Origin of the sequence: Streptomyces sp. A0642, assembly GCF_004795105.1 — a bacterium.
Taxonomy (GTDB): Bacteria; Actinomycetota; Actinomycetes; order Streptomycetales; family Streptomycetaceae; genus Streptomyces.
Genome location: NZ_SSBL01000005.1, coordinates 396,643 through 422,024, shown reverse-complemented (window position 1 = coordinate 422,024; position 25,382 = coordinate 396,643). Strand labels below are relative to the sequence as shown.

The 25,382-nt window shown below is 70.0% G+C and carries 25 protein-coding genes and 3 tRNA genes; 16 read left to right on the top strand and 12 right to left on the bottom strand.

Going from position 1 to position 25,382, the window contains the following annotated elements; genetic code table 11:
- Positions 1-51 precede the first annotated feature (51 nt).
- Positions 52-663 (top strand): DUF3566 domain-containing protein, encoded by a 612-nt coding sequence (locus tag E6R60_RS13560; RefSeq protein WP_136326740.1) that lies wholly within the window; start codon positions 52-54, stop codon positions 661-663.
- 77 nt (positions 664-740) lie between these two features.
- Positions 741-814: transfer RNA gene (locus E6R60_RS13555), tRNA-Ile, on the top strand.
- A gap of 456 nt (positions 815-1,270) precedes the next feature.
- Here E6R60_RS13555 and E6R60_RS13550 read toward each other — a convergent pair.
- The gene (locus tag E6R60_RS13550; protein WP_136326739.1) at positions 1,271-1,642 is read right to left on the bottom strand and encodes a DUF6344 domain-containing protein; all 372 of its coding nucleotides are present in this window, start codon (positions 1,640-1,642) and stop codon (positions 1,271-1,273) included.
- A gap of 317 nt (positions 1,643-1,959) precedes the next feature.
- Between E6R60_RS13550 and E6R60_RS37355 the strand changes: the two genes are divergently transcribed.
- The 3 genes from E6R60_RS37355 to E6R60_RS13535 all read left to right on the top strand — a co-directional run bounded on the left by E6R60_RS37355 (position 1,960) and on the right by E6R60_RS13535 (position 4,910).
- Entirely contained in the window at positions 1,960-2,094 is a 135-nt protein-coding gene (locus tag E6R60_RS37355; protein ID WP_003958712.1) for a DLW-39 family protein, read from the top strand.
- A gap of 149 nt (positions 2,095-2,243) precedes the next feature.
- Positions 2,244-2,612, top strand: coding sequence for a hypothetical protein (locus E6R60_RS37350; protein WP_240802532.1), 369 nt, complete (start codon positions 2,244-2,246; stop codon positions 2,610-2,612).
- A 972-nt stretch (positions 2,613-3,584) separates the two neighbouring features.
- Positions 3,585-4,910: a hypothetical protein gene (locus E6R60_RS13535; RefSeq protein WP_206309406.1), complete on the top strand. Its 1,326-nt coding sequence runs from the start codon at positions 3,585-3,587 to the stop codon at positions 4,908-4,910.
- 16 nt (positions 4,911-4,926) lie between these two features.
- Here E6R60_RS13535 and E6R60_RS13530 read toward each other — a convergent pair whose 3' ends face one another.
- Entirely contained in the window at positions 4,927-6,303 is a 1,377-nt protein-coding gene (locus E6R60_RS13530) for a serine/threonine-protein kinase (protein WP_136326736.1), read from the bottom strand.
- Between the two features lie 122 nt (positions 6,304-6,425).
- The gene (locus E6R60_RS13525; protein WP_136326735.1) at positions 6,426-6,974 is read right to left on the bottom strand and encodes a DNA-binding protein; all 549 of its coding nucleotides are present in this window, start codon (positions 6,972-6,974) and stop codon (positions 6,426-6,428) included.
- 170 nt (positions 6,975-7,144) lie between these two features.
- Between E6R60_RS13525 and E6R60_RS13520 the strand changes: the two genes are divergently transcribed.
- Positions 7,145-7,217 (top strand) — tRNA-Ala (locus tag E6R60_RS13520).
- Positions 7,218-7,288: 71 nt separating this feature from the next.
- Here the strand turns inward: E6R60_RS13520 and E6R60_RS13515 are convergent.
- A complete protein-coding gene (locus E6R60_RS13515) occupies positions 7,289-8,008 on the bottom strand; it encodes a DUF5324 family protein (protein WP_136326734.1) in 720 nt (239 codons plus the stop codon).
- A 381-nt stretch (positions 8,009-8,389) separates the two neighbouring features.
- Between E6R60_RS13515 and E6R60_RS13510 the strand changes: the two genes are divergently transcribed.
- Entirely contained in the window at positions 8,390-8,917 is a 528-nt protein-coding gene (locus tag E6R60_RS13510) for a peptidylprolyl isomerase (protein ID WP_136326733.1), read from the top strand.
- A 155-nt stretch (positions 8,918-9,072) separates the two neighbouring features.
- Positions 9,073-9,972, top strand: coding sequence for a rhomboid family intramembrane serine protease (locus E6R60_RS13505; protein ID WP_136326802.1), 900 nt, complete (start codon positions 9,073-9,075; stop codon positions 9,970-9,972).
- A gap of 309 nt (positions 9,973-10,281) precedes the next feature.
- On the opposite strand, the gene crgA is transcribed toward E6R60_RS13505, so the two are convergent.
- Entirely contained in the window at positions 10,282-10,536 is a 255-nt protein-coding gene (gene crgA / locus E6R60_RS13500) for a cell division protein CrgA (protein WP_136326732.1), read from the bottom strand.
- A gap of 141 nt (positions 10,537-10,677) precedes the next feature.
- Here crgA and E6R60_RS13495 point away from each other — a divergent pair, with 141 nt between their 5' ends.
- From E6R60_RS13495 to E6R60_RS13470, 6 genes are all read left to right on the top strand, one after another.
- Positions 10,678-11,445, top strand: coding sequence for a DUF881 domain-containing protein (locus tag E6R60_RS13495; RefSeq protein WP_206309405.1), 768 nt, complete (start codon positions 10,678-10,680; stop codon positions 11,443-11,445).
- Positions 11,446-11,470: 25 nt separating this feature from the next.
- The gene (locus E6R60_RS13490) at positions 11,471-12,181 is read left to right on the top strand and encodes a class E sortase (RefSeq protein WP_136326731.1); all 711 of its coding nucleotides are present in this window, start codon (positions 11,471-11,473) and stop codon (positions 12,179-12,181) included.
- Between the two features lie 159 nt (positions 12,182-12,340).
- Positions 12,341-12,523, top strand: a complete 183-nt coding sequence (locus E6R60_RS13485) for a hypothetical protein (protein WP_136326730.1) — start codon at positions 12,341-12,343, stop codon at positions 12,521-12,523.
- Positions 12,520-13,158 carry an aminodeoxychorismate/anthranilate synthase component II gene (locus E6R60_RS13480; protein ID WP_136326729.1) on the top strand — a complete coding sequence of 213 codons (639 nt, stop codon included), beginning with the start codon at positions 12,520-12,522 and terminating at the stop codon, positions 13,156-13,158. The genes E6R60_RS13485 and E6R60_RS13480 overlap by 4 nt, the downstream gene beginning before the upstream one ends.
- Positions 13,155-14,576 carry a class E sortase gene (locus E6R60_RS13475; RefSeq protein WP_136326728.1) on the top strand — a complete coding sequence of 474 codons (1,422 nt, stop codon included), beginning with the start codon at positions 13,155-13,157 and terminating at the stop codon, positions 14,574-14,576. Before E6R60_RS13480 ends, E6R60_RS13475 begins: the two co-directional genes overlap by 4 nt.
- A gap of 34 nt (positions 14,577-14,610) precedes the next feature.
- Positions 14,611-15,339: a class E sortase gene (locus tag E6R60_RS13470; protein ID WP_136326727.1), complete on the top strand. Its 729-nt coding sequence runs from the start codon at positions 14,611-14,613 to the stop codon at positions 15,337-15,339.
- 96 nt (positions 15,340-15,435) lie between these two features.
- Here the strand turns inward: E6R60_RS13470 and pknB are convergent, their stop codons facing one another.
- From pknB to E6R60_RS13440, 6 genes are all read right to left on the bottom strand, one after another.
- Positions 15,436-17,436, bottom strand: coding sequence for a Stk1 family PASTA domain-containing Ser/Thr kinase (pknB, locus tag E6R60_RS13465; protein WP_136326726.1), 2,001 nt, complete (start codon positions 17,434-17,436; stop codon positions 15,436-15,438).
- 167 nt (positions 17,437-17,603) lie between these two features.
- A complete protein-coding gene (locus E6R60_RS13460) occupies positions 17,604-19,067 on the bottom strand; it encodes a penicillin-binding transpeptidase domain-containing protein (RefSeq protein ID WP_136326725.1) in 1,464 nt (487 codons plus the stop codon).
- Positions 19,064-20,476 (bottom strand): FtsW/RodA/SpoVE family cell cycle protein, encoded by a 1,413-nt coding sequence (locus tag E6R60_RS13455; protein WP_136326724.1) that lies wholly within the window; start codon positions 20,474-20,476, stop codon positions 19,064-19,066. The genes E6R60_RS13460 and E6R60_RS13455 overlap by 4 nt, the downstream gene beginning before the upstream one ends.
- Positions 20,477-20,499: 23 nt before the next feature.
- On the bottom strand, positions 20,500-21,996 hold the full coding sequence (locus E6R60_RS13450) for a Stp1/IreP family PP2C-type Ser/Thr phosphatase (protein WP_136326723.1): 1,497 nt from the start codon (positions 21,994-21,996) through the stop codon (positions 20,500-20,502).
- A 129-nt stretch (positions 21,997-22,125) separates the two neighbouring features.
- Complete coding sequence (locus tag E6R60_RS13445; RefSeq protein ID WP_136326722.1) at positions 22,126-22,641, bottom strand: FHA domain-containing protein; 516 nt, start codon at positions 22,639-22,641, stop codon at positions 22,126-22,128.
- 10 nt (positions 22,642-22,651) lie between these two features.
- On the bottom strand, positions 22,652-23,533 hold the full coding sequence (locus E6R60_RS13440) for a DUF3662 and FHA domain-containing protein (protein ID WP_136326721.1): 882 nt from the start codon (positions 23,531-23,533) through the stop codon (positions 22,652-22,654).
- A gap of 312 nt (positions 23,534-23,845) precedes the next feature.
- Between E6R60_RS13440 and E6R60_RS13435 the strand changes: the two genes are divergently transcribed.
- Positions 23,846-23,928: transfer RNA gene (locus E6R60_RS13435), tRNA-Leu, on the top strand.
- A 244-nt stretch (positions 23,929-24,172) separates the two neighbouring features.
- Here E6R60_RS13435 and E6R60_RS13430 read toward each other — a convergent pair.
- Entirely contained in the window at positions 24,173-24,784 is a 612-nt protein-coding gene (locus tag E6R60_RS13430) for an NAD(P)H-dependent oxidoreductase (protein ID WP_136326720.1), read from the bottom strand.
- 124 nt (positions 24,785-24,908) lie between these two features.
- On the opposite strand from E6R60_RS13430, the gene E6R60_RS13425 reads away from it, so the two are divergent.
- Entirely contained in the window at positions 24,909-25,256 is a 348-nt protein-coding gene (locus E6R60_RS13425) for a helix-turn-helix domain-containing protein (RefSeq protein ID WP_136326719.1), read from the top strand.
- Positions 25,257-25,382 lie beyond the last annotated feature (126 nt).

Here is a 25,382-nt window from a genome sequence, read left to right as displayed (position 1 = left end):
GCCGGCGGGAACGGTGCCCGTGGCCCTGCCACGGACTCCCAAGGGGGCACTGTGACGGATACCCGGGGACCTCAGCCCCAGTACGAGGGTTACGCGACCGGGCCGCTGCCCGGTGAGCGGGAACCCGCACCGGGCCAGGCGGGCCCGTATCACCCGCCGCAGGCCTATCCCTCGCCTCCGGGCGGGACTCAGGGAGGCGGGCGCTCCTACGGCGGGCAGCAGGGCGCCGTGCCGGGCGCGGGCGCGGCCCAGGCGACCCGCAGGCCGCGGACGGGGGCGCGGACGACTCCGCGTACCCGCAAGGCGCGTCTGCGGGTAGCGAAGGCCGATCCGTGGTCGGTGATGAAGGTCAGCTTCCTGCTGTCCATCGCGCTCGGCATCTGCACGGTGGTCGCGTCGGCGGTGCTGTGGATGGTGATGGACGCGATGGGCGTCTTCGAGACCGTCGGCGGCACCATCAGCGAGGCGACCGGCTCCAACGAGGGCAACGGGTTCGACCTGCAGTCGTTCCTGTCGCTGCCGCGGGTGCTGATCTTCACCTCGGTCATCGCGGTGATCGACGTGGTGCTGGCGACCGCGCTGGCGACGCTGGGCGCCTTCATCTACAACCTGTCGGCCGGCTTCGTGGGCGGAGTCGAGCTCACGCTGGCCGAGGACGAGTAGGGGCGCGGCTATCGATTTTGGGACTGGCCCCGACGTGCGCTAATCTTCTTCACGTCAGCGCGACACAAAAGCGCGGCGGGGCTATAGCTCAGTTGGTTAGAGCGCATCCCTGATAAGGATGAGGCCACAGGTTCAAATCCTGTTAGCCCCACAGTGACGACAGAAGGCCCGGTTCCTCTTCGGAGGGACCGGGCCTTCTGCGTGGGAGCGGGGCGTTCGTGTCAGCCGGGTGCCGGTGGGTTGCCCCGCTGGAACTCGGTTTCGCCACCGGGCGGAGCGGCGGTGCGGGCCGGGGTGCCGGCCCCCGTCCGGCACCGGTGCCGGCCTCCGTGTCCGCAAGAGCTCCCGGGCCGATCCGTACGCCGCCCTCGGCTTCCGCGCGCGCACCCGGGCCCGCGTGCAAGCGCGTACGGCGGCGTGTGCGGGTGCGTGCCCGCCCCTGCGCGAGGCGCGCGGAAAGCCGTACGTGCGGCGGACGGAAGGCCGCACGCGAAGGGCGCGGAACGCCGCACGCAGGCGTGCGGCACGAGAGGGCGTGCGGGCGCACGGGAAAGCCCCCGTCCGGTGGGAACCGGCCCGGGGGCTCTGGGTGTCAGGTGCGCCGCTCTCAGGGCGGAAGGAGGGAGGCGTCTCCCGCCGGGGCGCCGTGCGAGGCGCGGGCGGTGCCGGTGCTGTGCGTGGTGTCGCCGGTGTCAGCGGACAGGTGCCGGGTGGCGGGTGAGGAGCCGTGTGCCTCGGCGCGGATGCGCTGCTTCATCGTGGGCGGCAGGGCCCGGTCACGCGGAAGGGTCCATCGCACCGACGGGGCGGCAGGAGTTGCGGCGGTGGCGCCCCTGTGCTCGTGGCTCGTGCTCGCCGGCTCCGTGACCGTGGCTTCCGTGGCCGCGGCGGTGGAGCTTGCGAGGCCCAGCGACGCGAGAAGTGCGAAGAACGCGGTGATGAAGGCGGTCCAGATGCTCTTGGCCTTGAAGGTGCTCATGGCCCCTCACTTTCAGGTGGTCCGGTTTGCTTACCTTTCTGATGATGTGGATCCGGCTCGCGATTTCATGGACCGACGCCGCCGATATGCCGTTCTTCGGATGAACACCACTCGTATGGTGCAACCGGTCCCGAGAAGCGGTGTCCCGGCGGTCCCACGGGGGCCGCCGGCGTCGTCGGCCACTGATGCACAGCCCGGCGACGCGCGCTCGTCCACAGGCCCCAGTTGGGTTGCGGGGAGGTCACCGGTCGATATCGGCCGATGTGTATAGTCGGGCAGCAGAACTCCCCAACGCCAAGGAAAGACGAGGTCGCGCGGTGAAGAAGCTTCTCCTGGTCGCACTGGCTGCCATCGGCGGGCTCCTCGTGTACCGCCAGATCCAGGCGGATCGCGCCGAGCAGGACCTGTGGACGGAGGCGACTGACTCCGTGCCCGCAGGTTCGGGCGTGTGAGACAGAACAGCCTGTCGGGGCCCCGGTCGCATGAGCGGCCGGGGCTTCGTGCTGTTGCGGGACCGTGACACCTGTGCTCTTGAGTTCCCTCAAGCAAATCAATAGCTTGCTCAAGCAAAGAGGCTGGGGTTTCGGCCGAGGGGGCACGGGTGAGGGCTCGCAGGCACCACCGCACCGAGTGGGTGGGCCCAGTGATCGGCGGGGCGTGGTCCGCCCCGGTGGCGGGCACACCGCGGGCCCTGGCGGGCCCGCCGGACGTCCCTGAGGCGCGGGAGGCGGTCCTGTCCGGGGAAGGCGGCCCGGTCAGGGTCCTCGACTCGTCCGGCTCGCGGGGGGACGACGACGGCACGGGGCGCCCCCGGATGGAGAGGGCCCGCTCAGCAGCCGGCACGCTCGGGGACGGTCTGTCCGACGGGTACGACGCGGTCGACCCGGACGCGGTGTCCACGGCGGGCTTCGCGGCGACGGCGGTGCCGCGGCCGGGGGCGGCCGTGGACTCGGCACGGCCAGCACCATGATCGAGTTCTCCGAGCACGGCTCGTGCGGGACGGACACCGCGCGCTTTCTCCCGAAGGAGGGGGCGGTTGTGCTGACTTCGGCGGTCGCCCGCATGCGCTCGGAGCAGGTCGCCCGCACCTGCGACCGTGCGGGCCGGTACCGGCCGGTGGTGGGGCGGGAGAGCAACAAGGGCTCCGCCGCCGCGCGTTGGCCCCTGGAGCCCGTGTACGGGGTCGAGGCGCCGCCGGCCTCGTCGCAGACGGGTACGGGCCGGGCGCCAAGGAGGCCACGCTGCCGGCGGGCGCCCCCCCGGGATGTGTGTGGTGGCACCGGGTTCAACGCCCCCGCACGATCGGTGAGGGGGTGGGACGCGACCGCATCCCGCCGTCCCGGACGCTCCGGTGCCGGGTTCCGGCGGGAGGGGGGCCAGCAGGGGCGCTACGAAGTCGAGTTCGCCCATGAGCCCGCGGTGGACGGAGCCATCGTCCCGTACGCGTACGGGACGACCCGGCGCTGCACGCCGGCCCGCCACCCGCTGACGGGCGGCGACGAGTGCAACCCGCGCACGATGTACAGCGGCCGTCCAGCCGCGGCGGCGCGGGGCGGGCTTCCGGTCGCCCGGACCCACCGCTGCGGAATCCGGACCGATGTCCAGCCGGTGCATGCCGCGGGCGGCTTCTCCTGCTCGGTGACGCTGGGAGCGCGGGCCGCGGAGATCGCGGAGAACCCGCACACCGGCCTCGTGCTGCGCGTATCGGTGCTCGGCGACGCACGGACCGGCCGGGAGCACGGGGCCCCCGGGACCAAGGCGGCGGACGGGGGCGAGAAGGGCGTTTCGATCGCGTCCGCAGACAGCGGTGGGGCGGGAGGGGCAGGATGGACGGCATCGCGGCTGCCGCCGGGGCTGCCGTCATGGCCGCGCCGGCCGCCGTGTTCGTATAGGTACGCAGCCGCCGCGGGGCAGCCGCACGGACGACGAGGGGAAGCGCGTGATGAGGCAGCGCAGCAGGGGCCGGGTGACGCTGGCGGCGGCCGCGGCGATGTGCGCGGTGGCGGCGCTGCCGGGACCGGCGTACGCGGACGGCGGGACCGCCGCGTACACCTTCGACCCGGGCGCCGAGGCGGTGGCCGGGGCGGAGGTCAACACCGAGGCTGCGGAACTGAAGGCCGGTGCGGTCTACAGGAGTTCGATCAAGGCCGGTCAGAAGCTCTACTACCGTCTGAACCTGGACGCGACGACCAACGCGTACGTCTCCGCCGTCGCCGTGCCCAAGGGCGGTGGCAAGGTCGCCTACGGGGACGGCATCACGGTCAGCATCCGGAACTCCTCGGATCTGCAGTGCAGCTCCGAGGACGCCCGTTTCGAGTCCGCGGAGTACCCGCGTCCGATCGCCGCCTACGCCTACCGGGTCGTGCAGAAGGACAGCAGCACCTGCCAGGGCCCCGGCACGTACAACGTCCTGGTCGAGCGCGAGAGCAAGGCCACCTCGGAGCCCGGGGACTGGGACCTGGAGCTGCGGTACGCGGCGGAGCCGGAGCTCTCCGACCAGGCCGCGACGCCGACCGACGCGCCGCAGGACTGGCCGTCCGCCTCCCCCGCCCCGCCCACGCCCGCCACCGACAACCGCAGGAGCGGCGGGACCGGTTACTACGACGCCACCAGTCTGGAAACCGGTGAATGGAAGGCCGAGATCACGCCGGGGCAGACCCTCTTCTACCGGGTGCCGGTGGACTGGGGGCAGCAGATCTTCGCCACGGCCGGCCTCGGCAACAGCACCGCCTCGGACGACTACATCGGCAGCGCTCTCGCGATGTCCCTGGATAACCCCGCCCAGGGCCATGTCGACGACGTCTCGCCCATGGCGTACTCCGGCAAGCCGGCCTCCGTGTCCCTGGACCCCGTACCTCCGGTCGCGTACCGGAACAGGTTCTCCTCGACCGAAAGTGTCAGCGCCATGCGCTTCGCGGGCTGGTACTACCTGTCCGTCACGCTGAGCCCGGAGCTCAAGAAGGCCTACGGCGCCAAGCCGTTCCCGCTGACGCTGTCGGTGAAGGTCGAGGGCAAGGCGCAGGGGTCCCCGTACGCGGGCGAGGCCGGGATCTTCGCGGTCACGGAGAAGGACAAGGACCTGGCCGCGCGGGGCCAGAGCGGGCCGCAGGCGGCCGAGAGCGAGAGCACCACCATGAAGCTGGTCGGAGCGGCCGGGATCGGCACGGGGACGGTGCTGGTCCTCGCCCTGGGCGTGTGGACGCTGCTCGCGCGGCACCGGGCGGCCACCGCCCCGCCTCCGTACGGAGGGCCGCCGCAGGCCTGGTAGCGCGACCGCGCCCCACTCAGGCCTGGGTCAGCGCCCAGATGCCCACGGCGAAGCAGATCAGCGCCACCAGCAGCACCGGGACCGCCACCTTCGGGGGCGGTCCCGGACGCGTTCGCGGGGCGTTCGCGGCCACCGCCGGGGCGGGCGACGGCCCGGGGGACGCCGCCACCGGTGCCTGCGGGTGCTGGGCCGTGTAGGCGCGGGTGGGCGGGTGCTCGTGCTGCACCGCGGAGGTGGGGGCCTGTGAGGGGTCCGGTACGGCGGCGGGGAAGGGAGCCGCCGTGTGGGTCGCCGGGTGCGGGGCGAGGGGATGCGCGGCCTGGGAGGCGGGGGCGGGGGCGGGTGCGGCGGGCTGCGGAGGCGGCGGGAGGTGGAAGCTGCCCGTCTCCGACATGGTGGCCGGGGGCGGCGCGTACGGCTGGCCCCCCGTGGCCTGCTGACCTGTGGAGGGCTGCTGTCCGGTGGGCTGGGGCGCGTGCGTGGTCTGTGCGTTCTGCGCGGCCTGCGCCTTCTGTACGGGGCCGTCGGGGCCGAAGCCGGCGGGCAGCGGGCCGATCTGGTCGAAGACCTCCACCGGCTCGTCGTCGCTCCCGGGCTCGGGGAGCATCTCCGCCGCGGCCGTCAGGGCCTTGCGCGCACCCGTGGCCGTACGGAAGCGGGCCTGCGGGTCCGGCTGCAGCAGCCCAGCGAGGACCTGCCACAGCGGCTCGGGGATGCCTTGCGGGGCGCTGGGCGTCCCGTAGGAGGTGAAGTGCTCGACGAGCGCCTGGGAGTCGGGCTTCTGGCCCTGGAGCAGATACAGGGCGACGAGACCGACGGCGAAGAGGTCCGCGGGGAAGTCCGGCTCGGCTCCCCTCATTTGCTCGGGCGCGAAGTAACCCGGCGTCCCCACCACGTAGTTCGTCTCGGTGAGGCGGGGCTCGCCCTTGCGCATGGAGATCCCGAAGTCGGAGAGCCGCAGATGCGGCCGGCCGGTGCCGGTGGCCTCCATCAGGATGTTGGCGGGCTTGATGTCCCGGTGCACGACCCCCTCGGCGTGCACCGTCGAGAGACCCGACAGCAACTGGTCGAGCAGCGTGCAGACGAATCGCGGCGGCAACGGGCCGTAGTCGCCGATGACATGGGCCAGCGAACCGCCGCTGACCAGGTCCATGGTGAAAAGGACCTTGTCGTCGTCCGCCGCCCAGCTCGCCGGGGCCAGCACGTGCGGGTGCTCGATCCGCAGCGCCTGCTCGCGCACGAAGCGCAGCAGCGTGTGCGCGTCGCTCTGCTGGAGGACCTTGGCCGCCACGTAGCGGCGGCGCCGGTGGTCCCAGGCACGCCAGACGGCGCCGACCCCACCCCGTCCGATCGGATCGATCAGCTCGTACCGACCAGCGAAGACCTCACCCATTGCGCTGCGCCCGCTCCCCGTCCCTGTCTCGGCCCGTACGTGTGGCTGTGCCTGTTCCGTGGCTCTGCCCGCGCCCGGACCCGGATGCTCCGGTTGCCGGGCGGGTGCCCGGTCTGTCTGCTCTAGCTCTGGTGGCCCTCGTAGTGCGCCACCGCGTCCGAGGTGCGCCCTGCGCCGTACACCCTGAGGAACTCTGCCAGTTCCGGGTGGGCCGGGGCGAGGGAGTCGGCGGCATCGATGATCTCACCGGCCGCCGCGACGGACCGCAGCAGCGACTGGATCTCGCGGACCACGCGGCGCACGGTGGGGGCGCCCCCGGTCGTCGTGGTCTGACCGGTGCCGGTGAGCACGGAGCCGCCCTGCGACTTCTTGATCTCTTCCATGCGGTCGGTGGCCTCTCCCGCGCTGATGCTGCCGTCCGCCACCTGGCTGGCGAGTTCCTGGAGAGCCTGGACGCGCTGGACGACCGCCGGGTTGCCGATCTTCGCCCGCTGACCGCTCATGAGCTGGGAGAGCATGGGGGCGGACAGCCCGAGCACCGCGGCGAGCCGGGCCTGATTCAGGCCCAGGTCGTCTATCAGCCGTCGGAAGAGCGCGCCGAGCGGCTCCCCGTACCAGCTGCGCTGAAGATCCCTGGCTCTGGCCGTTGCCTCTTGCTGCGCTGCATCCATGGCGTCTCCCCTTCGCTGCGGCTTCGCTGCTGCGAACCTCGACGTGCATCTTACGGAGAGTGGTTGTCCACCGGGAGTCCCTATCTTTTTGGAGGTTTCAGGGGGTCACCCGGTACTCTGGTCTGCGGCGGTGGCCCACGACGTCGGACGTCGGGTGCTGCTTCCTTTTCGGGGCCTTAGCTCAGTTGGTAGAGCGCTGCCTTTGCAAGGCAGATGTCAGGAGTTCGAATCTCCTAGGCTCCACGCGCAAAAGACCCCCTGGCCGGCGTTTTCGCAGGTCAGGGGGTCTTTTTTTGTTCTTGTGCGCTCCGGCGTCAGGGGCGTTCGTCCGGGTCCTGGCCGTCCAGGAGGTCCTCCGCCTCCGCGTCGGACTGCTTGGCCTGGACCTCGGGGTCCAGGACGGACGGGTCGCTGCCGTCGACCGAGGCCAGCGGATCGCGGTCGTCCACCTCGGTGGGGGCGGGGGGCTCGACCAGCCAGTCGGGGTTGGCCTGCTTGTCCCACCACCGCCAGACGGCATAGGCGCCGCCCGCCAGGACGCCGGCCACGGCGAGCCCCTTGAACGCCCGGCCGCACTTGGCCCGCCGCTCGTGCTTCCGGGCCAGCTTCCTGATCTCCTTCGCCGTGACCTGTCCGCGCAGAGCGGCCAGTGCGGCCGCGCTGCGGGCCGTGGCCTCCTCGGCGACGGGCTGGGCCGCGGCGATGGCGTGGCCGACGCGGGGGACGGTGTAGTCCGCCGCGCTCCGGGCGGCCTGCCGGCTGCGCTGCGCGGCGCGCTGCGCGGCCTCGTCGACCTTCGGGGGCACGTGGGCGCGGGCGAGTTCGATGCGTGGTGCGAGGTGCGCGTCGTACTGGACTCGGGCCTGCTGGGCTGCTTTCGACACCTTCGGTGCGAGCAGTGTGCGAGCCTCGTGCGCATAGTGAACGGCCTGTTCCTTGGCCGAGTCGGCGTAGGGCGCCACCACTACCGCGGCGTGCTGCACGCTGTCCCTCGCCGAGTCGGTTGCGGCGCGCACGCTGTCGATGCGGGTCACGGGATCCTCCTCCTTGGTGGCGGGTAGATACTCCGCCTTTCCACCCAGTTCGAGATCATGCCTGCAGGGGACCTTTGCGGCACGCGGGGCGGGCATCCGGGTCATTCAGGCCATCAGGGATGCCCCGGGACAAGCAGGTGCAAGGGGAGCCTGCCGACGAGAATGCCATGGTTCGGTCCGCCGCGCGCCGGTTCGGCACGCATTCGGCCGCGTGTGTCCCGCGCCGATTCCGTCCGTTGGGCCGTGAAACCGCAGGCGGGCGGCGCGTGAAGAGGTGAAACGGTGCAAGGGCTGTGTGCGGCGCAGCCGGGCCGGGCGCCGGGCGGGGTGGGCCGTGCGAGGATCGGCCTGACGTCAGATCAGACTTACGGAAGGCAGACCGTGGCCGAGCAGCTTTACGCCACCTTGAAGACCAATCAGGGCGACATCGAGATCCGGCTCCTGCCGAACCACGCGCCCAAAACGGTGAAGAACTTCGTCGAGCTCGCCACCGGTGAGCGCGAGTGGACCCACCCCGCGACCGGGGCCAGGACCACGGACCGGCTGTACGACGGCACCGTCTTCCACCGGGTCATCAGCGGCTTCATGATCCAGGGCGGCGACCCGCTGGGAAACGGCACCGGTGGCCCGGGCTACGAGTTCGGTGACGAGTTCCACCCCGACCTCGCCTTCACCAAGCCGTACCTGCTGGCGATGGCCAACGCCGGTCCGGGCACCAACGGCTCGCAGTTCTTCGTGACGGTGTCGCCCACCGCCTGGCTGACCGGCAAACACACCATCTTCGGTGAGGTGGTCGACGGGGCGAGCCAGAAGGTGGTGGACGCCATCGCGGCCACCCCGACCAACGGCCGCACGGACCGACCCGTGCAGGACGTGGTCATCGAATCGGTCGTCATCGAGAAGCGCTGATCGCAGGTTGTAGGGACCAGCTCACTCTCCGTTCCGGTTTCCGGGAACGAACCGCCCCGTCTGTCCGTACTTCATAGGAGAGCGGATGCGCGGGGCGGGACCTCGCGCGCTGCGGCCGCGACGAGGACCGAGGAGACCGGGAAGCGATGGGACCGATGGACCAGCAGCCGCCGGGCGGCCAGGACCCGACCTCGTCCGTCGACGGTCCGGTGAACTGTTACCGCCACCCGGGCCGGGAGACGGCGATCCGCTGCACCCGCTGCGACCGGCCGATCTGCACCGACTGCATGGTCAGCGCCTCGGTCGGCTTCCAGTGCCCGGACTGCGTGCGCCAGGCGTCGGGTACGGGGCACCACCCGGCCGCCGCCCGGCCGCGGACTCTCGCCGGCGGCACCATCGCGGCGGACCCCCGGCTGGTCACCAAGATCCTGCTGGGGATCAACGCCGCGGTGTTCCTGGCGGTGCTGGCCGACAGCGCGCTGATCGACCATCTGACACTGCTGGGCAGAGCCAACTTCTACTACGGCGGGCCGCCCGAGGGTGTCGCCGAAGGCCAGTGGTACCGGCTGGTGACCTCGATGTTCCTGCACGAGGCGGTGTGGCACTTCGCCTTCAACATGCTGGGGCTGTGGTGGCTCGGCGGTCCGCTGGAGGCGGCGCTCGGCCGTGTCCGCTATCTCGCGCTCTATCTGCTGTCCGGCCTGGCGGGCGGCGCTCTGACCTACTGGCTCGCGGCGCCGAACCAGCCTTCGCTGGGCGCTTCGGGAGCGATCTTCGGCCTGCTGGGCGCCACCGTGGTGGTGATGCGCCGACTGAACTACGACATGCGTCCGGTCTTCACGATCCTGGCGCTCAACCTGGTCATCACCTTCAACCCCTGGGGCGGAATCGCCTGGCAGGCGCATGTCGGCGGCCTGGTCGCGGGTGCGCTGATCGGGATAGGCATGGTGCACGCCCCGCGCGAGCGGCGGAATCTCGTGCAGTACGGCACCTGCGCCGCCGTCCTGGCGGTGGTGGTCCTGATCGTCCTCGCCAGAACGGCCTCGCTGACGTAAAGGGGAGGCCATGCACCTCCGTCAGTCCGGTATGGACCGTTTGTGATCGAAGTTGTCCACAGCGTGTACCCGATCTTGTGCATTTCGTGGGTACAACTGTGCCCCTTGCCGCTGAGCTGGGTTTTTCCAGTCAGGACAAGGGGCGTGCCGCCCGCGGAGAGGGGTGGCTGCAGTCACATCGGCGTCAACCGCCGAGGAGTTATCCACAGATCGTCTGACCTTTTCCCCCGCCTGTGGATAACGCTGTGGGTAACTCAGGGCAGGGGTTGCGGAACGTGCGCCCGCTGTGGTCCTACGTGGCTCGGGGAGCTACTTCCACTGGGTCGAGACGCCGAAGCCACCGGCAATGAAGCCGAAGCCGACGACGATGTTCCAGTTCCCCAGCGAATCGATCGGCAGATCGCCGTCGGTCACGTAGAAAACGACGATCCAGGCCAGACCGATCAGGAACAGCGCCAGCATCACCGGCGCCACCCAACTGCGGTTGGTCAGCTTTATGTTGGTTGCCTGCTTCGCCGGAGGGGGCGTGAAGTCGGCCTTCTTGCGGATACGTGACTTCGGCACGAGGGACTCTCCTGTCGATGCGCTGCGTGACCGCGCAGGGAACTGTGGCTGGCGCCGGGGCTGGGCGCGAGGGGGAATGCTGCCTCCCCGGGGCGTCCGTTAGCGTAGTGCTTCCGTGGCGCCGAAGGAGATAAGGGTACGTTGAGCAATTCTGCCGACTCTCCCCCAGGCCCGGTCCGGCGCACCTTCCGGCATCCGGCCAAAGTGCTCACGGCTGCCGTTTTCGCCCTGGCCGGTCTCATCTTCGTCACCAGCGCCAATACCGCCAAGGGCACCAATATCCGTACGGACTCCTCCCTGCTGAAGCTGTCCGATCTCATTCAGCAGCGCAGCGAGAAGAATGCCGGCCTCGACGAGTCCGCCGCCTCCGTGCGCGAGGACATCGACACCCTCGCCCAGCGCGACGACGGCAGCACGAAGGCGGAGGACGCGAGGCTCCAGGCGCTGGAGCGCGCCGCCGGTACGGCGAAGCTCTCCGGCCGTGCCGTCTCCGTCACCCTCGACGACGCCCCGCCGAACGCCACCGCGAGCCCCGGCTACCCCGACCCGCAGCCCAACGACCTCGTCATCCACCAGCAGGACCTCCAGGCCGTCGTCAACGCCCTCTGGCAGGGCGGCGCCCGCGGGATCAAGGTCATGGACCAGCGGCTGATCTCCACCAGTGCGGTGCGCTGCGTCGGCAACACGCTGATCCTCCAGGGCCGGGTCTACTCGCCGCCGTACAAGATCACCGCCGTCGGCGATCCCGGAAAGCTGCAGCGGGCGCTCGACGCCTCCCCGGCGATCCAGAACTACCTGCTGTACGTGAAGGCGTACGGGCTCGGCTGGAAAGTCGACGAGCACGGGGCGGTGACTCTTCCCGGCTACTCGGGCACAGTGGATCTCCACTATGCGGAGCCGGTGAAGTAGCGAGCAGCTGCGGGGAGGCCGACCGGTGTCGGTGCGACTGATCGTCAGGACGTTCAGCGAGCTGTGCATCACCGTCGGAGCCCTGATCATCCTCTTCGTGGTCTATGTCTTGTTCTGGACCGGAGTGAAGGCCGCGGGCGCGACCGAGGGACAGATCGACGACCTGCAGAGCCGGTGGGCCCGGGGGGCGGTGGCCGCGCCCGCACCGCAGGGATCCGGAGGGACCCCGAAGCCGACGGCCCCGCCCGCCGCACCCCGGGCCTACCGCGACGGGAAGCCGTTCGCGATGCTCTACATCCCCCGTTTCGGAAAGGGCTGGGAGTGGCCGGTCCTGGAGAACACGGAGGTCAAGACCCTGCAGAAGGGTCTCGGGCACTACCGGGGCACCGCGGCGGCGGGGGCGACAGGCAACTTCGCGGTGGCCGGACACCGTCGCACCTACGGCGATCCGTTCAAGGACTTCCCGAAGCTGCGCCCCGGTGACGCGGTGCTGCTCACCGACGGGACGACGTGGTTCACGTACCGCATCGAAAAGAAGCCCTACCGCACCGTGCCGGGCGACGTGGGCGTCATCGACCCGGTTCCCCGCAAGTCGGGCTTCGACGGGCCCGGCCGCTATCTGACGCTGACCACCTGCGAGCCCGAGTGGGGCAGCAGCCACCGGCTGATCGCCTGGGCGCACCTGGACGCGACCCAGCCCGTCACCGCCGGCAGGCCGGCGGCTTTCCCCCGCTGAGCCGCCCGGCTTCCGCGGTGCGCCCTCCCCGGGCGGATCACGGCCGCGCCCCGCCGGCTTTCCCGGCGGCCCTGGCGATGCCCCGGTCGCTTTCCCCGGCTGACCCACGGCAATGCCCCGGCCCTTTAGTCTGGTCCCGTACCGAATGAAGGGGTCAGCATGTACGGCTGGATCTGGCGGCATCTGCCGGGCAACGCGTGGGTGCGCGGGGTCATTTCGCTCGTGCTCGCCCTGGCGGTCGTCTACGTCCTGTTCCAGTACGTCTTCCCGTGGGCGGAGCCGCTGCTTCCGTTCGGCGACGTGACGGTGGACGGTACGAACGCGATGGGGGCCGGCCGATGAGCGCCCGCATCCTGGTCGTCGACAACTACGACAGCTTCGTCTTCAACCTCGTCCAGTACCTCTACCAGCTGGGCGCCGAGTGCGAGGTGCTCCGCAACGACGAGGTGACCACGGCCCACGCCCAGGACGGCTTCGACGGCGTCCTGCTCTCGCCGGGGCCCGGCACCCCCGAGCACGCGGGCGTCTGCATCGACATGGTGCGGCACTGCGCGGCGACCGGTGTCCCGGTCTTCGGCGTCTGTCTGGGCATGCAGTCGATGGCGGTGGCGTACGGGGGCGTGGTGGACCGCGCGCCCGAGCTGCTGCACGGCAAGACGTCTCCGGTGATCCACGGGGGCAGGGGCGTCTTCGCCGGTCTGCCGTCGCCCTTCACCGCGACCCGCTACCACTCGCTCGCCGCGGAGCCGGACACGGTCCCCGAGGAGCTGGAGGTCACCGCGCGCACGGCCGACGGCATCATCATGGGGCTGCGCCACCGCGAGCTGGCGGTCGAAGGGGTGCAGTTCCACCCGGAGTCGGTGCTCACGGAGCACGGCCATCTGATGCTGGCGAACTGGCTGGCGCAGTGCGGTGACACCGGAGCCGTCGAGAGGTCGGCGGGACTCGCGCCGGTGGTGGGCAAGGCCGTCGCGTGACCCCACCCCGCCACGGATCCCACGCCGGACAGGACGGCCCGCACGAACCGGGCGGGTTCGAGGCCGCAGGTGCGTTCGAGGCGGCGGTGGACCATATGGCGGACCCGCTGAACGACCCGCTGCCGGGGCGTCACGCGGCACCGTGGTTCCGGACGGAGAACGGCCCTGCCGGGCAGGCGGCCGCGGACGGGGGGGCGCCGAGCGAGCCGGACGCCGTGACGGCTTCGGCGCGGCCGCCACAGGGGTCGCAGGAGGCCCAGGAGCCTCCGCGCGAGTGGTACGACCCCGCGGGCTATGAACGGGACTGGTACGGCCGCCAGGGGCCTGCGCACGCGTCGCCCGCGCCTGTGCCGCCCGCGCCCACTCCGCCCGCCCCCGCCTCGGCCGTCCCCGCGTCGCCCGCCCCGCCCGTCCGCCACGACGAGACGGTCGCGCTGCGGAGGCCGGAGCCCCGGCACACGGCCGTCGCCGACCAGGCGGTGACGGCGGTCCTGCCGGTGACGGCCCCCCGCCCGCGGCCGGAGCGTGAGGGCGGGGACGCCGATGCGCTGGATCCCTCCGCTCCGGGCTCTTCCGCCCCGCCCACCGGCGGGCGGGCCGAGCGGCGCCGTGCCGCCAAGGGCCGGGGCCGCAGGCGCGGCGAGGGGCCCGCGGAGGCGGCGCCGGCGGGGGCCGGAGGCGTGGGCGCCGCACCCCCGAAACCGATGTCGCGCGTCGAGGCCCGACGGGCGGCCAAGGCGGCCAAGGACAGCCCCGCGGTCGTCGTCAGCCGGGTGGTCGGCGAGCTGTTCATCTCGCTGGGTGTACTGATGCTGCTGTTCGTCACGTACCAGCTGTGGTGGACGAACGTGCGTGCCGACCAGATCGCCGGCAAGGAGACGCACAAGATCCAGGACGACTGGGCCAAGGGCAATCGCAACCCCGGTGTGTTCGCGCCGGGGCAGGGTTTCGCGATCATCCACATCCCCAAGCTGGACGTGGTCACACCGATCGCGGAAGGCATCAGCAAGGAGAAGGTCCTCGACCGGGGAATGGTCGGGCACTACGGCGAGGAACCGCTCCGCACGGCCATGCCCTCGGACAAGCAGGGCAACTTCGCCCTGGCCGGTCACCGGAACACGCACGGCGAACCGTTCCGCTACGTCAACCGGCTGCGCCCCGGCGACCCGATCGTGGTCGAGACGCAGGACGCGTACTACACGTACGAGATGACGAGCACCCTTCCCCAGACCTCGCCGTCCAACGTGTCGGTCATCGGTGCGGTTCCGCCGCAGTCGGGGTTCAAGAAGCCCGGCCGCTACATCACACTGACGACCTGTACGCCCGAATTCACGAGTACGTACCGTTTGATCGTCTGGGGCAAGATGGTCGAGGAACGGCCGCGCAGCAAGGGCAAACCCGACGCGCTGCTGGACTGAGCGGGCCGGACGACATCACGACAGGGACGGTGCGGTGGCAGCGACGACCGAGGACGAAGAGCTGACCGGTGAGTCCGCGCCCCCGGTGGGGCCAAGGGGCCGTCATCCCGTGGCGACCGCCGTCAGCGTCTTCGGTGAACTCCTGATCACCGCGGGCCTGGTGCTCGGGCTTTTCGTCGTCTACTCGCTCTGGTGGACGAACGTGCTCGCCGACCGCGAGGCCACCAAGCAGAGCCACACCATCCGCGACCGCTGGGCCGGCGGACCGGGAGCACTGGACACCAAGGACGGGATCGGCTTCCTGCACGTCCCGTCGATGAGGAACGGCGAGGTGCTCGTCAAGAAGGGCACCGACACCGAGAGCCTCAACGACGGCATCGCCGGTTACTACACCGATCCGGTGAAGTCGGCGCTCCCTTCGGACAAGCAGGGCAACTTCACCCTGGCCGCCCACCGCGACGGTCACGGGGCGAAGTTCCACAACATCGACAAGGTGCGGACCGGGGACGCGATCGTCTTCGAGACCAAGGACACCTGGTACGTCTACAAGGTCTTCAACGAACTGCCCGAGACGTCGAAGTACAACGTCGACGTGCTCCGGGCCGTTCCGAAGGGTTCGGGCGCCAAGAAGGCCGGCCGCTACATCACGCTGACGACGTGCACGCCGGTCTTCACGTCGAAGTACCGCTACATCGTCTGGGGCGAGCTGGTGCGTACGGAGAAGGTCGATCGGGACCGCACGAAGCCGGCGGAGCTGCGCTGACCCGCACGGCACACAGCACAGGGCCCCGGTCACCTCAGAGGTGACCGGGGCCCTGTGCCGTGTCGTGACCGCTGGTGGGCTGGGGCGTGCCGACCGCTAGTGGCCGTCGCCCCCGCCGAAGAGGCCGCCGCCGTTACCGCCCCCGCCTCCGCCCACCGTGGTGAGCGTGATGACGGTGGTGGCCGGGTCGCCCTGGGTGTTCGGCTGCGGGTCCATGTTGATGACGGTCGCGTTGTCGTCCGGCGAGCTGCCGTCGGCGAACTTGATCTGCGTGAAGCCCGCCTGGGCCAGCTTCTGCTTGGCCTCGGACACCTTCCCGCCCCTGACCTCCGGGACGGGGACGGTCGGGGGCTGCGTCGGGCCCTTGGACACCTTGAGGATGATCGAGGTGTCCTTGCCCACCTTCTCGTTGGCCGCCGGGTTCTGGCCGACGACCACGCCTGCGGGCTTCTCGCTGTCGACTTCGGTCTTGCCGATGTTGGTGAAGCCGATCCCGTTGAGCTGGGCGACCGCATCGTCGTACGAGCGGTCGGTCACCGGCGGCATGGTGAGCAGCTTCTCGGTCGCGACCGTGAGCTTCACCTCGGAGTTCTTCTCGGCCTTCGCGTTGCCCTTCGGCGTCTGCTCCAGGACGGTGCCCGGCTCGGCGTCGCCGGACTCGACCGAGTTGACCGTGACGGTGAAGCCCTTTTCCTCAAGGAGCTTCCGGGCGTTGTCCTCGGACTTCTCCGTGACGTCCGGCACCTCGACCTTCGGCGCGCCGCTGGAGACGAAGACCGTGATGGTGTCGTTCTCCGCCACCATGGCGTCCTTCGTCGGCGTCTGCCGGCAGATCTTGCCCGCGGGCTGTTCCTCGCACTCTTCCTTCGGACCGACCTTGAGGACCGTGTTGGTGTTGTCCGCGAGCAGCTGCGCTTCCTTGACGGTCGAACCGATCATGTTCGGCGCCTTGAACGTGCCGTCGCCGCTGTCACCGTCGCCGCCGAAGACGGCCTTGCCGATGAGGATCGCGCCGATCAGCACCAGGATTCCCGCGATGACCAGCAGGATCGTGGAGGTGTTGCCCTTCTTCTGCCGGCGGCGGTCGGGGCGGTCGTCGTAGCCGTAGCCGCCGTCGTCCGGGTTGACCGGCGGGAGCATCGACGTGCGGTCGCCGCCGTGGTCCGCGGGCCGCAGGGCGGTGGTGGGCTGGTCGTTGTCGTAACCGCCGTAGCCGCCGTATCCGGCCGCGCCCATCGCCGCGGTCGCCGCGACCGGCTGACCGTCGAGGCAGGCCTCGATGTCCGCACGCATCTCGTCGGCCGACTGGTAGCGGTAGTCGGGGTCCTTGGTGAGGGCCTTCAGCACGATCGCGTCCATCTCGGGCGTGATCTCGGGGTCGAAGTTGCTGGGCGGCTGGGGTTCTTCCCGTACGTGCTGGTAGGCCACCGCGACCGGTGAGTCCCCGACGAACGGCGGCCTGACCGCCAGCAGCTCGTAGAGCAGACAGCCGGTGGAGTAGAGGTCGGAGCGTGCGTCGACCTGCTCGCCCTTGGCCTGCTCCGGGGAGAGGTACTGGGCGGTGCCGATGACGGCCGCGGTCTGGGTCATCGTCATGCCGGAGTCGCCCATGGCGCGGGCGATGCCGAAGTCCATGACCTTGACCTGGCCGGTGCGCGTCAGCATGACGTTCGCCGGCTTGATGTCGCGGTGGACGATCTGGGCGCGGTGCGAGTACTCCAGCGCCTGGAGGATGCCGACCGTCATTTCGAGCGTGCGCTCGGGCAGCAGCCTGCGACCGGAGTGGAGCAGTTCCCTGAGCGTCGACCCGTCGACGTACTCCATGACGATGTACGGGATCGAGACCCCGTCCACGTAGTCCTCACCGGTGTCGTAGACCGCGACGATCGCCGGATGGTTGAGCGAGGCGGCGGACTGGGCCTCACGGCGGAACCGGGCCTGGAAGGACGGGTCGCGGGCGAGGTCCGCCCGGAGCGTCTTCACAGCTACGGTGCGGCCGAGCCGGGTGTCGTGAGCGAGGTAGACCTCGGCCATGCCACCACGGCCGAGCACCGAGCCCAGCTCGTACCGGCCGCCGAGGCGACGCGGCTCTTCCATAACTGTTCCAGCCCTCTCCGTCAGTCCTGACCGCACCGGTGTGCGGTCCGGCGGTGTGCTGTTCGCGCATACGCTACCGGCCGCGCACTACCTGATCAGCCCGCAGGCAATACCTGATATCCGACCGGTATCCACAGGGGCGGATACGCGCTCGGGCGTGAGCGGTGTCACTTCTTGCTGTCGATGACTGCCTTCATGACCGCCCTCGCGATGGGAGCGGCCAGGCCGCCACCGGAGATGTCGTCCCGGTTGGCGTCGCCGTCCTCGACGACCACGGCAACGGCCACGGGGGAGCCGCTGTCGGTCTTCGCGTACGAGATGAACCAGGCGTACGGCTTCTCGCTGTTGTTGAGACCGTGCTGGGCGGTACCCGTCTTGCCGCCGACCGTGGCGCCGCTGATCTTGGCGTTCGTTCCCGTGCCGGAGTTGACGACGGTCTCCATCATCTGCTGGAGCTTCTGGGCGTTCTCACCCGAGAGGGGCTGGCTGAGCTGCTCCTTCTCGTGGGTGTAGATGTCGTCGAGGCCGGGCGACTGACGCTTGGCGACCATGTACGGCTGCATCAGCTTGCCGTCGTTGGCGACCGCGGCGGCCACCATGGCCATCTGGAGCGGGGTGGCACGGTTGGACGCCTGGCCGATGCCCGCCATGGCGTTCTGCGGCCGGTTGTCCTTGGGATAGATGCTCGCGTCGGCGCGGACCGGAGTGAAGATCTCCTTGTTGAAGCCGAACTTGTCGGCCTCGTCGATCATCTTCTGGTTGCCCAGGTCATCGCTGATCTTGCCGAAGACGGTGTTGCAGGACATCCGCAGGGCCTCCCGGAGCGAGGCGTTCTCGCACGGGATGTTGCCCTCGTTGGCCAGCGGCTGGCCGGTGGTCAGCGGAAGCCGCCAGGGCAGCGGCGACTTCGTCTTCGCGTCGATGTCGGTGTAGAGCCCGTTCTCCAGGGCGGCGGCCGCGGTGACGACCTTGAAGGTGGAGCCCGGCGGGTACGTCTCGCGCAGGGCCCGGTTGAGCATGGGCTTGTCCTTGTCCTTCAGCAGCGACTGCCAGGCCTTGGTGTCGGCGGCGTCGTTGCCCGCGAAGGTCGAGGGGTCGTACGAGGGGGTGCTGACGAGCGCCAGGATGGCACCGGTCTGCGGATCGAGGGCGGCGACGGCGCCCTTCTTGTCGCCGAGCCGCTCGAAGGCGGCCCGCTGCGCGGCGCTGTTCAGGGTGGTGACGACGTTGCCGCCCTGCTTCTCGTCACCGGTGAACATCGACATGGTGCGGTCGAAGAAGAGCTGGTCGTCGTTGCCGGTGAGGATGCCGTCCTCGATGCTTTCGAGCTGGGTGGCGCCGAAGGCCTGCGAGGAGTAGCCGGTGACGGGCGCCCACAGGGGGCCGTCCTTCCAGACCCGCTTGTACTTGAAGTCGCTGCCCTTGGTCTCGGCGGACCCGGTGACGGCCGTGCCGCCGTCCACGATGATGTTGCCGCGCTCGTGGGCGTACCGCTCGATGCGGACGCGGCGGTTCTCGTCGCGGGTGTTGAGCTCGTCGGCCTTCACGTACTGGAGGTAGTTGGTCCGTGCGAGCAGGGCGAAGATGAGGACGCCGCAGAAGATCGCGATCCGGCGCAGGGGCTTGTTCACGGTCGGACCACCTGGGTCATCTCGGCGTCGGAGGAGGGGGCGGGAGCCGGGGCGGGGCGCCGGGCGGTGTCGCTGATCCGGATCAGGATTCCGATCAGGGCCCAGTTGGCGATCACGGAGGACCCGCCGGCGGCGAGGAACGGCATCGTCATACCCGTCAGCGGGATGAGCCCCATGACACCGCCGGCGACGACGAAGACCTGGATGGCGAAGGCGCCGGAGAGGCCGATCGCGAGGAGCTTGCCGAAGGGGTCGCGGGCGGCGAGTGCCGTACGGACACCGCGCTCGACGATGAGGCCGTAGACCAGCAGGACGGCCATCATTCCGGCGAGGCCGAGCTCCTCACCGACCGTGGAGAGGATGAAGTCGGCGTTGGCTGCGAAGCCGATCAGGTCGGAGTGGCCCTGGCCCCAGCCGGTGCCCAGGGTGCCGCCGGACCCGAAGGACATGATGGCGTTGCCGATCTGTTCGCACGCGCCGTCCGTCGCATAGCAGCCGAACGGGTCCATCCAGGCATCCACACGCTGCTGCACATGGGACTCGAAGGTGGAGACGCCCACCGCGCCGACCGCGGACATCAGCAGCCCGAAGACGATCCAGCTGGTCCGCTCCGTGGCGACATACAGCATGATCACGAAGAGGCCGAAGAACAGCAGGGACGTACCGAGGTCGGTCTCGAAGACCAGGATTAGGATCGACAGCGCCCAGATGACGAGGATCGGGCCAAGGTCGCGTCCGCGCGGCAGGTACATCCCCATGAAGCGGCGGCTGGCCAGGGCCAGGGCATCGCGTTTCACCATGAGGTAGCCGGAGAAGAAGACCGCGATGATGATCTTCGCGAACTCACCGGGCTGGATGGAGAAGGGCCCCAGGCTGACCCAGATCTTCGCACCGTTCACCGCGGGGAAGAACATCGGCATGACCAGCAGGACCAGCGCCGCGACCATCGAGATGTAGGTGTACCGCTGCAGGATGCGGTGGTCCTTGAGGACTACCAGCACCCCGACCATGAGTGCGACGCCGATCGCCGAGTACATCAGCTGCTTGGGGGCGTCCGGGGCGTACGCCCCGTACAGAGTCTCCGCACGGTGGATGAGCCTCTGCGACTGGTCCAGACGCCAGATCAGCACCAGCCCCAGCCCGTTGAGCAGCGTGGCGAGCGGCAGCAGCAGCGGGTCCGCGTACGGGGCGAACTTGCGCACCACGAGGTGGGCCACGCCGCCGAGCAGGATCAGGCCGAGGCTGTATCCGAACATGCCGGAAGGCAGCGAGCCATCGATGGCGAGGCCCACGTTGGCGTAGGCGAACACCGAGATGGCGATGGCGAAGACCATCATCATCAGTTCGGTGTTGCGCCGGCTCGGTGCGTCGATCGCGCCGATCGTGGTCGTGTTGGTGACAACGCTCATGGTGCTGAAGGCCCCCTACGGCTTTACTGCTTACCGCACTGCGGGACCAGCTTCTTCTCTTCCTCCGAGAGGCTGGGACCGGGAGTGGGAGTCGCTGAAGTCTGCTTGGTCTTGGTGGTGCCGGATGCCGCGGACGTCTTGGCGGCGTCCGTGTCCGTACCGCCGGCCTGGCCCTCGTCGCTCGGGGCGTTCTTCTCGGCTGCGCGGCGCTGAGCGTCCTTCTTGCAGGCCGTTGCCTGGGTGGCGAGCTCGGTGATCTTCTTGCGTGCGTCGGCCAGGCTGCCCTCGGCGATGGTCGCCTCGACCCGCTTGCGCTGGTAGGGCGGGAGGTACTTGAGTTCGATCTCGGGATGGTCCGTCTCGACCTTCGAGAGCGAGACCCACGCGAGGTCCTGGCTGATGCCGCGGTACAGCGCGACGTTCTCGTTCTTCACGCCGACGAAGTACTGGCCCTGGGTCCAGCGGTAGCCGCCGTACAGACCGCCGCCGATGACCGCCAGGGCGAGCACGGTGTACAGGGACCGCTTGAGCCACTTGCGGCCGCCGCGCTTGACGAAGTCCTCGTCGGAGTAGGAACCGAAGGACCCGTCGGGCAGTCCGTCGTAGCCGACGTCGTCGCCGCTGCCGGGAGGGCCGAAGCCGCCGGAGGGCGGCGGGACGGGGCGACCGAGGCCGGCCGCGCGTCCTGCCGGGGTCTCCATGGCGCCGCCGTCGTTCAGCTGGGCGGCCTGGTTCTCCGCGACCGCTCCGACGATCACCGGGGTGTCGTTGAGCTGACCGGCCAGGGTGTCGTTGCTGTCGCCGTCGAGGACGTCCGCGACGATGCAGGTGATGTTGTCGGGACCGCCGCCGCGCAGGGCGAGCTGGATGAGCTCCTGGATGGTCTCCTGCGGGCCCTGGTAGCTGGCGAGCGTCTCCTCCATCGTCTGGTGGGAGACGACGCCGGAGAGGCCGTCGGAGCAGATCAGATAGCGGTCGCCGGCCCGGACCTCACGGATGGAGAGATCGGGTTCGACGTGGTCGCCGCTGCCCAGCGCGCGCATCAGCAGGGAGCGCTGCGGGTGGGTGGTGGCCTCCTCCTCGGTGATCCGGCCCTCGTCGACCAGTCGCTGGACCCACGTGTGGTCCTGCGTGATCTGCGTCAGGACGCCATCCCGCAGGAGATAGGCGCGTGAGTCGCCGACGTGTACGAGGCCGAGGCGCTGGCCGGTCCACAGCAGGGCGGTGAGCGTGGTGCCCATGCCCTCCAGCTGGGGGTCCTCCTCGACCATCATGCGCAGTTGGTCGTTGGCCCGCTGGACCGCCGTACCGAGCGAGGTGAGGATGTCGGAGCCGGGCACGTCGTCGTCGAGCTGGACGAGCGTGGAGATCACCTCGGAGCTGGCGACCTCACCGGCCGCCTGTCCGCCCATGCCGTCGGCGATGGCGAGCAGGCGCGGTCCGGCGTAGCCGGAGTCCTCGTTGCCCTCCCGGATCATGCCCTTGTGCGATCCGGCGGCGAAGCGCAGGGAAAGACTCATGCGCACCTCGCCCGTCGGTTCGGGGTACAGCCGGTCTCGAGCCACACTGCCCACCCTCCGGTCGGGAGCCTGCCCGGGTCCGTTGCCCGGGCCGCCGCGGCTCGCTCGCTCCGCTCGCTCATTGTCGTACTACTTCCGCAGCTCGATGACGGTCTTGCCGATCCGGATCGGCGCGCCCAGCGGAACGGGCGTCGGGGTGGTGAGGCGGGTCCGGTCAAGATACGTGCCGTTGGTGGACCCGAGATCCTCGACGATCCACTGGCCGTCACGGTCGGGGTAGATCCTGGCATGCCTGCTGGACGCGTAGTCGTCGTCCAGCACGATCGTTGAATCATGGGCCCGGCCCAGCGTGATGGTCTGCCCCTGGAGGGCCACCGTGGTGCCGGTGAGCGTCCCCTCGGAAACGACCAGTTTGGTCGGTGCTCCCCGGCGCTGGCGGCCGGGCTGCTGGCGTTGCTGCGGCGGTGCCGCAGCGTTCTGGCGTGCCTGTGGAGGCCGCGCGTCGGCAGCAGTGCGGCGTGAGCCGCGCTGCGTGACGCGCGTTCCGAACAGGTCACTTCGAATGACCTGGACGGCCACGATCACGAACAGCCACAGAACAGCCAGGAAACCTAGCCGCATGACCGTAAGGGTCAGCTCTGACATTGCCCCCGCTTCACCCTTCGGCTTGCCGGTAAACGATGGTGGTACTGCCCACGACGATCCGCGAGCCGTCGCGGAGCGTAGCGCGGGTGGTGTGCTGCCCGTCTACCACGATGCCGTTGGTAGAACCGAGATCCTGGATCGTAGAGGGCGTTCCGGTCCTGATCTCACAGTGCCGGCGGGAGACGCCGGGGTCGTCGATCCGTACGTCGGCCTCGGTGCTGCGGCCCATCACGAGCGTCGGCCGGGAGATCTGGTGGCGGGTGCCGTTGATCTCGATCCAACGTCGCACCTGCGCGCTCGGCGGGGGACCGGGAGTGACCGGCGGACGCCGGTCGGGGCCCGGACCGCCGTGCCGGGCGCCCGGCGGCGGTGCCGCGGGCATGGGCGGTGCGGAGGTGGGCGGGTAGCCGTAACCGCCGGGCGCCTGGGGGCGTCCGTGCCCGGGACGGGCGGGCGGTGCGGCCTGCGGGCCGGGAGGGCTCTGGAAGGACTGCGGGCCCGGCTGGTCCTGTGACGAACTCGACGCCAGGGTGCGGCTGCGCACACGGTAGAGACCGGTGTCCAGGTCGTCCGCCTTCTCCAGGTGGACCTTGATCGGCCCCATGAAGGTGTACCGCTGCTGCTTGGCGTAGTCCCTGACCAGCCCGGAGAGCTCGTCGCCCAGCTGGCCGGAGTACGGGCTGAGGCGCTCGTAGTCGGGGGCGCTGAGCTCGACGATGAAGTCGTTGGGGACGACGGTCCGCTCGCGGTTCCAGATGGTGGCGTTGTTGTCGCACTCCCGCTGGAGTGCTCCGGCGATCTCGACCGGCTGGACCTCGGACTTGAAGACCTTGGCGAAGGTGCCGTTGACCAGACCTTCGAGACGCTGCTCGAAACGCTTCATGACTCCCATGGGGCACCTCCTCCGGTGTCGTCGTCCCTGTACTGCTTACTGATCGTATCCACGCGTAGGGAAATCGGCTGGTTCCCCTTGTCTGCCCTGTGGAGGAGTGTCCCCCCTCACACGGATCGTAGAGGCGGCCTCCTGACAGTGTCCCGCACCTTGGGTGCACTCAGGAGGAGTGGGGGCAGTAGCTCCAGGTTCCCCCTCCTGTCCGGCCGCTCGGCGAAACAAACGGATGTGAATCCACCCTGTCCAGCGTGCTAATCTTCCGTTTGTCGCCAGGCGCTCGCAGCAAAGCGAGAGTCTGGAAACACCACTCATGCGCGAGTGGCGGAACGGCAGACGCGCTGGCTTCAGGTGCCAGTGTCCTTCGGGACGTGGGGGTTCAAATCCCCCCTCGCGCACAAGAGAGAAGCCCCACAGGCCTATGGCCTGTGGGGCTTCTTCGGTTCCCGCCCGGGAAATGCCGCGTGGCTTGGTTTCACGTGAAACGTCCGAATTCGATCCTCGCCCTCCCGGTTGAGCGGTGGAGGGAAGCCGAGGGCTCGCGAAGTCGAAACGCCGCGCGGGAGGGGCCGGGTCTGCGGTCCCCGGCCCCTCCCGTCTGTCGCGCCCTGCGCCTCGGGCTCCCTCCCCGTGTCCGGCGCCTCAGGCGGCGAGCCGGGCGGCGAGGGCCTTGGCCTTCTCCGAGGCGTCGGTGAAGGCCTTGGCGCGGGAGGAGTCGGCGAGCGGGATGAGTTCGGCCATCGCCGGATTGCTGTGGGCCAGGGTGAGCTCCGGGACGATGAAGTCGACCTCGGCGGCGAACATCGACGTCAGCAGGGTCGCCAGATAGTTCTGTACGAACTCGGCGTCCGCGCGGGGGGTGCCCGCCGCGTACGAACCGCCGCGGCTGGCGACGACGGTGATCGGGGTGCCGGCCACCGGGCTCTCGGGGCCCGCGTTGTGACCCATGATGATCACGTGGTCGAGCCATGCCTTGAGCGTCGACGGGATCGAGAAGTTGTACATCGGGGCGCCGATCAGGACCGCGTCCGCAGCGGCGAGTTCTGCGGCCAGCTCGCCGCGCAGGGGGTGCTCGGCGCCCGCTGCGGCGGCCTCGGCGGTCAGGTGTGGCAGGGGCGCGGCGGCGAGATCCCGGTAGACGACCTTCCCGTCGGGGTGCTGCTCGCGCCAGGCCTGCACGAATGCGGCGCTGATCTCGCGTGATGCGGATCCCTCGGGGAAGAGGGCGGAATCCAGGTGCAGGAGGGTGGTCATGAGGGTCTCCATGTTTCGGTGAGGGTCGGGTCGGCGAAGCGGTTCAACATTTCGTACGTACCTAGTAATAACATAGCCGCTTACGAATAGTAAGCTCCTCCCGCCCACGCAGTACCCTGGACGGATGGCGGAACACAGCGAGCAGACGTGCAGGCGGGTGGACGTGGCCATCAGCCGCGTCTTCGAGCTGTTCGGGAAGCGCTGGACAGGGCCGATCGTCTCCGTGCTGATGCAGCAGCCGGTGCACTTCGCCGACCTGAGGCGGGCCATCCCCGGCATCAGTGAGCGCATGCTCTCGGACCGGCTGTCCGAACTGGGAGCGGCGGGGCTCGTGGTGCGGGAGGTCGACGAGGGGCCGCCGCTGCGGGTCTCGTACCGCCTGACACAGGCCGGTGCCGCGATGGAACCCGCGCTCAAGGAACTGGGGAGCTGGGCGGAAGCCCACCTGAAGGACTCTCTCGGCGGTTGTTAGCCGCCCCTGCGGGTCCCGGCGGCCCTGGTCTGGGCGGCGGTCCGGGGGCAGCGGTACCGTCCTCGGCAGTGGATGCTGGACCGGGACGCCGGACGCCGACGGCGGCGCCGGGTGCGGTCGGGGGAG